The 6,000-nt window shown below is 56.2% G+C and carries 5 protein-coding genes; all 5 read left to right on the top strand.

The genetic code is table 11. The annotated features are described in order from the left end of the window. Positions 1-445 precede the first annotated feature (445 nt). The 5 genes from QCM77_RS41335 (at position 446) to QCM77_RS41315 (ending at position 5,713) form a co-directional block, all read left to right on the top strand. On the top strand, positions 446-895 hold the full coding sequence (locus tag QCM77_RS41335; RefSeq protein WP_279665981.1) for a hypothetical protein: 450 nt from the start codon (positions 446-448) through the stop codon (positions 893-895). Positions 896-1,846: 951 nt separating this feature from the next. After that, entirely contained in the window at positions 1,847-2,233 is a 387-nt protein-coding gene (locus QCM77_RS41330) for a hypothetical protein (protein ID WP_280096631.1), read from the top strand. A 260-nt stretch (positions 2,234-2,493) separates the two neighbouring features. Further along, a complete protein-coding gene (locus tag QCM77_RS41325) occupies positions 2,494-3,114 on the top strand; it encodes a hypothetical protein (RefSeq protein ID WP_279669153.1) in 621 nt (206 codons plus the stop codon). Between the two features lie 630 nt (positions 3,115-3,744). Beyond that, on the top strand, positions 3,745-4,530 hold the full coding sequence (locus tag QCM77_RS41320; protein WP_280096630.1) for a hypothetical protein: 786 nt from the start codon (positions 3,745-3,747) through the stop codon (positions 4,528-4,530). Positions 4,531-4,738: 208 nt separating this feature from the next. Next, the gene (locus tag QCM77_RS41315; protein WP_279669151.1) at positions 4,739-5,713 is read left to right on the top strand and encodes a Bug family tripartite tricarboxylate transporter substrate binding protein; all 975 of its coding nucleotides are present in this window, start codon (positions 4,739-4,741) and stop codon (positions 5,711-5,713) included. Positions 5,714-6,000: the final 287 nt, after the last annotated feature.

The raw sequence follows: 6,000 nt of genomic DNA, 5'->3' as shown, positions 1-6,000 counted from the left end.
TGTAGGAGATAGCAGGAAAGTGGGAGGAGGGGCAGGGGGCCGGTGCACGTGTGCGTGAGGGCGGAATGGCTGGTGAAGTGAACTGGCCGATTTAGTGCACTGTCACCGTAATTCGTGGATAGGTCAGGGAATGCGTAGAAGCGAGTCGGCGGACTCTTGCGCGTGAGTCACGGCCTATTGTCTCTTGGAGAAAGATGGCCCTCACTGATTCGAGCGGCCATCGAACGGGAACAGAGACCGGCCGACCTGCCAAGATTGAACCGGTCCCTGCGCCCTTGGCTCCCCAGCGGGCGGCTCATCAGCGTAAGCGTAGATGGACCGCCCGTGAGGGTCTGAGTTACAGCACCACCGCACGGGTGATTTGGCAAGATCGCCTCGCGGCGCATCGCAGGCAGATCACAGAAAAGCCGCCACTTCTGAGAATAGCAAGCAGGGAGGAACCTTTATGACCGATGACGCGAAACAACGGCTTGTCGGAATTTTGGCGCGGGACAAGGAACTGAACGACAAAAAAATCCAAGAGAAAACTGCACAACAAACCAGGGTGGCCGAGGCGCACGCGAAGTGGAGTGAATTGGTCGACAAAGAGTTGCTTCCCGCTGTTAAATCTCTCGCTCAGACGTTCACGAACGCTGGATGGTTCTGCGAAACGCAGCGGACTTCCACTGGATTTCGCGTGAGCGTCTATCGCGGCGACATGCGGACTTATGGGGGGCGCGAACGACCATACGTCCTGTTTGAGGCCCAGAATGGGTACGACTCGGTGCAGGTCACGGAAGGTACTCCGAGCAGCGTGGGACCGGTCCACGGCACCCGAATGACCGCCTCCGGGGCTTCGACGGACGAGGTGACGAAGCTGATCACGGATTTGGCAGAAAAGCTCGCTTTGAAATAGTCGCGGCTTAGGGGCCGTGCCAGCAAAAGAGAACGGGGCCGGTTTCCCGACCCCGTTCCCGTGTCTTACCGTAGGTAGCCCCTAACTGCTGAGATCAGCAGCAACAGGACCATCGGATCGACTTCTACATGAAGCCAAATCATCGGATGAATCTCCGGATGTTTGGCCCGCAGCCACGAGCGAGTGTCTCTCGTGATACGATCGTACCGGTTCATATTCCCTAAGGTCCGGCGCGACCGGACCTCGTAACCTTGTCTCTGAATGTTTTGCTGCGATGCGCTGTGCTGAGTGCTTGTGCTGATGCGATCTGATGCGTTGTGCTGATGCGAACTGTGCGAGCTGAGCGTTGCTGACTGAATGATCTGATGTGACTGAGGATCTGATGCGACTGAGTGATCTGGTGCGAGTTGCTTGGGTCAAATATCAATGGGCGGGTGCCACTGGCCGCCCGCACGTATAAGTTAGGTCTGAAGGCTGACTGGCGCAATAACACGTGCTCGCCGCCGCCGTTTTTTTCCGGACGAAATCCGACCTCAGCGGGCGCCCCAGCGCCCCCGCGGGGGTATCCCGGCGGGCGTTACAGTGACAGTGCACTTAATTGGCGCTCTCGCCAAGCTGCCGGCCGAAGCCCCAGAGTCAGAAGGGTGGCGATCGTGAATCAATTTAGTGCACTGTCACCGTAATTTGAGGCACCATTGTAGAATATTCCTGCCTAACCGGCCTTTGGGGCTCGGTCAGCGCCTTTGTCATCGCCATCGGGCTCTTTGCTTATCGATTTTGGGGTATGTAACGGGCCGCCGGGTCACGGCCCAAGCACAGTGCCAGTTGCTTCGTTGACCAGCACAAAATTGGTGGGTTAGGACGAAAGGAAACAAAGGGAGGGCAAATTGAAAGTCGAAGGGCCGCAGAAGTACGAACTTTCCATCACGCCAGATTCTTTCAAGGTCGAATGTGAGAAGGGCACCAATCGATTTTCGGGATTGGAACCAACCGAAGCTCTACATCATCAGCGTCAAAGGTAGACCGGTCTATGTTGGGCTGACTCGGCAGTCGGTAGGAAGCCGCCTTCGCTTCGGCATGAAGGCGAACGGAAAAAACGGCTACCACCGCTATGCCTGGCGCCATAAACACGCGTCCGCAACGCTGAACGTTTGGTGCCACGTTGACGCTGAAGAAAGAAGCGTAAGCGATGTCGAGACGGTCGAGGCCGAAGTGGTTTTTCTAATTCGCCAACATCTCGACCAGTGGCCGGACTCACAGACAGAGATTCACTTCCACCCGTCGAATGCAAAGCATCGAGCAATCGCCAAACAGATATTCGATCACTTCAAGCTCTGAGCGCGCGCTGGGTAGCGGCTCGACACTTATTACGGTGACACACAATTGCCGTTGCCCGTCGAGCGTAGACCGAACTCGCAGAGTTAGCAGGTCGACAATGGCGAATGAATTTAATGCACTGTCATCCCAATTGAGAGCAAAATGCACCGAGCATCAAATAATTCTCCCAACACATTGAAAAGCTGTTTCTTTTGGATAACACTTTAGATTGAGGACGCCAAAAAATTCGCGAAGGGCGCCGTTGGCCGATTGGGGGGCGCATGGAAACGGGATTACTTGCAAAGCTCGGAAAGGCAGCCGGCATTGGCGGCATCGCTCTTGGTGTCTTCTTTTTGATTTTTAACAAGCTCTTTCAAAGCTTTTCTCTGCTTCCAGCTGTCGAGACCTATTTGATCATCCGCTCCTTGATGGTCTTCACTTTCGGCATCGCGGCCATCGGTATCTTCGCTTCGATCGCTAGCCGAGGATTTGGCCCCCGTCGTCCGATGCCGCCCTACGTGCTCACTATTTTTGCACTTCTTGTTGTCCTCGTGATGGGCGCCGCGACGGCGGTAAGCATCTTGCCCATTCGCCAATCAGATCTAGTCTCCGATGTAAGGCCAAACATACCACCTCCTGCACCCAACCGTCCGACGCCTCCGCCGATCAACGTGTGTATGGGAAATGGAGGGGGAGACAATTGCCTAGGGCCTGGTGTCGTCTCTTACAGCTGCGACGCTTATAATGCGATTGGTGGAGGAGCCGAGCAGACTTACACCTCACTCAACCAGCGCTTCTGCAACGGCAACGCGGCGACGGCCAAGGCAAACGTCAGGCATAACTTCAGCCACGACGGGGGCCAGTGCGGCTGGACGAGTTTCACCGTGACTTGCCTCCAATAGTGCGAATTACGGTGCTTGCAGACGTTTAATGTCACCGTAATTCGGGGCCCGACAACTTGCGCGAGTCGGGAAGCTCATAAGTGGGTTTGCCTGGGGCGAACGAATTGCTGGAGTTCGCTCAGGGCTGTTATCGGACGCCAATCAGCGTGTCGACAGAGGGATGGTCCGAGGCCTCTGGACACGCTGTCGCGATTGTTCCATGCTTCAACCAGGGGTGGATACTCGGCTGGGGGAACACGTGGTCGATCACAAGAAACTCGCTAAGCTAAGGCAGCTCATCACGGAAGGACTGCGAGTTCAGCTTGGAAGCGAGGCTATCACGTACATCAACGTGGGCCATTCCATGCAAGATATCAGCGCTCGCCAAAACCACACCGTGTTTGCAAGACGCGGCTGCGGAAAAACGCTGTTGCTGCATGACTCTCGAAAGCAGCTCTCACCTGAGATCAAAGCGATCTACCTTAACTGCGAAGACTTCAAGCAGCACACATTCCCAAACGTCCTAATCGAAATCCTAAGTTCGCTCTTTTCGGAAATTGAGTCTCATCTCTCGGGATGGTTTGGTCGCAAGGCGCGAACCAAAGAGATCATCCGCGGCATTCTTGAAAAACTAAAGACGATGCATCGTGAATGCGGCACGCCTCAACGATGTTTGCTGATCGGGAGGGGCAGCCGATTGGCGCACAGGAACGTCACGATTATCAACCGATCAATATCGACTTCACATTCAGCGACTTCGGTCGAACCCAATCGCAAAACTGGCAGATATTGATGTCTTACGGCCGCCAAGCCGGGATGGAAAAGAAGGAGCTGGAGGACTTGTTCAAAGGGGAGGGCTATGCCCGTCTAGTCATGGCCGGGGGCGGCGTTCCCCGAGACGTTCTGTCTCTATTCTTGGAGTCGATGAGCCAGAGCGAGGGAGAGGCGGTCGGAAAGGACGAAGTGAGGGTTCTTAGCAGGTCCAATCTCGAGCGTCGGATCGAGGAGCTAAAACAGGATTCCCAAATTGATGAGCAAAACGTCCTGATCGCAGGGATTTATGTGCTTAGAGAATTTTGCTTAGGTAAGAAAACAAACGTTTTTCTTGTTTCGGAGCAATTGCTCCAGCAAGACGAAGATCTTCGCTCGCTCTTTAGTCGGCTCGTTGATTACCGGATCATCCATCAAGCTGGTAGCGCTCTCACTCATAAATCGCAGCCCGGAAATTTCCAGGCGTTTGCGATAGATATAGGTTGCTATGCTCACTTTAGGAAGATGGAGACGCGTTTCAACGAAATCGATGTCTCGAAGCCTGCTGCCAAGGACGCGATGCGTTCCGCGCCCGTTTTGCAATTGAACGACCTGAACACGCTCTTCAAAGCTGTGCCAGAAAATGCAGAATCGATCTTGAAGGAAGCTCCCGCAGACGAAGGATGACGTGGTCTTACGGTGATAGCACCGCAACACGAAGGGAGAACCCTCGATTGCGGCGGCCCTGCAGGTTGGCGACGGCGAATGAATGTGATGCACTCGCCGTAACTCCTTCTTGTGTTCAGACCACGCCGGGTTCGTCACCGGCCAATACATATTCGACGGAGGAAGCTACCCGAGGCAACTTCTCACGCAATTTTTGAGAGGATCCTCGATGAAAAGACTTCATGTCCTTGCCCTGCTGGGCACGGCCCTGTTCGGGCTTGCCACGGCGCCGGTCAGGGCCGACACCTATCCGAGCCGCGTGGTGACCGTCGTGGTGCCCTATCCCGCCGGGGGATCCGTCGACGGCGTCGCGCGCCTTCTCGCGCAAAAGCTGAACGAACAGTTCGGGCAGAGTTTCATCGTCGAGAACCGCGCCGGTGGCGCCGGCGGCATCGTCGGCGCGAACTATGTCGCCAAGGCCGCACCGGATGGCTACACGCTGATGCTGACCGCGTCGATCCATGTGGTGACACCGTTCCTGCACAAGGCCGTTCCCTACGACGTGGTCTCCGACTTCACGCCGATTTCGCTGGTGGCCAGCGGACCGCTGATCGTCAGCACCAATGCGCAGACGCCCGCCAAAACTCTCAAGGAATTCTTCGACCTGGTTCGCAAGAATCCGACCAAATACACCTTCGCGACATCGAGCTTCGGCTCGGCCGGGCACATGGCGATCGAACTGCTCAAGCGCGATGCCGGTGTCGACACCCTGGTGGTGCCTTACAAGGGCGCAAGCCCCGCACTGACGGACCTGATGAGCGGCCAGGTGCAGTTGATCGCCGATCCGATTCTATCCTCGCTGCCGCTGGCGAAAGCCGGAAGCATCAAGGCGCTGGCCATTACCAGCACCAAGCGCGTCGACATCGCTCCGGAGATTCCGACCGTGGCCGAGTCCGGCATGAAAGGCTTCGATTTCGGCTCCTGGTACGGCCTGTGGGGTCCGAAGGGCTTGCCCGCCGACCTGGTCACGACGATTCAAGCCGAGGTCGCCAGGATCGTGCAGCGGCCGGAGGTGAGGGAACGCTTCGCGCTTCTCGGATTCGAACCGCTCGGCTCCACGCCGGATTATTTCGCCGGCTACATCAAGGACGAGATGACGAAGTATCAGCAGATCATCAAGGACGCCAACATCAAGGCCGAATGACAGTGGCACGTGATCGAGCAAGATTGGTGCACTGTCGCCGTAATTCGTGTCTCATTCCAGGGGTGCAGTCCGGCACTGTCACCGTAATTCTTCATTGTCGTTTCGTGTGACCGTCTTCAAACGTCCTCTTTCCATTCGGTCCGACTACCCAGCGGCCTCGAGATCTTGTTTTTAGGTCATCATCCTCCACTGGGACGATAGAAATTGCAGGTGAACTGGAGAGAGACGGGGGCGCGGACACTACCGTGTTGGGTGGAGGCGTCCGCGGAGGTGGCGGTGGCGGCGGG

The organism is Bradyrhizobium nivariense (genome assembly GCF_029846695.2).
Taxonomy (GTDB): Bacteria; Pseudomonadota; Alphaproteobacteria; order Rhizobiales; family Xanthobacteraceae; genus Bradyrhizobium.
This window is presented reverse-complemented; position numbering and strand designations above follow the sequence as displayed.

What these genes read in the sequence shown, in the direction of transcription:
- QCM77_RS41335 (WP_279665981.1), top strand. Translation starts at nt 446, where the DNA reads ATGACCGATGACGCGAAACAACGGCTTGTCGGAATTTTGGCGCGGGAC.
- QCM77_RS41315 (WP_279669151.1), top strand. Translation starts at nt 4,739, where the DNA reads ATGAAAAGACTTCATGTCCTTGCCCTGCTGGGCACGGCCCTGTTCGGG.
- QCM77_RS41325 (WP_279669153.1), top strand. Translation starts at nt 2,494, where the DNA reads ATGGAAACGGGATTACTTGCAAAGCTCGGAAAGGCAGCCGGCATTGGC.
- QCM77_RS41320 (WP_280096630.1), top strand. Translation starts at nt 3,745, where the DNA reads ATGCGGCACGCCTCAACGATGTTTGCTGATCGGGAGGGGCAGCCGATT.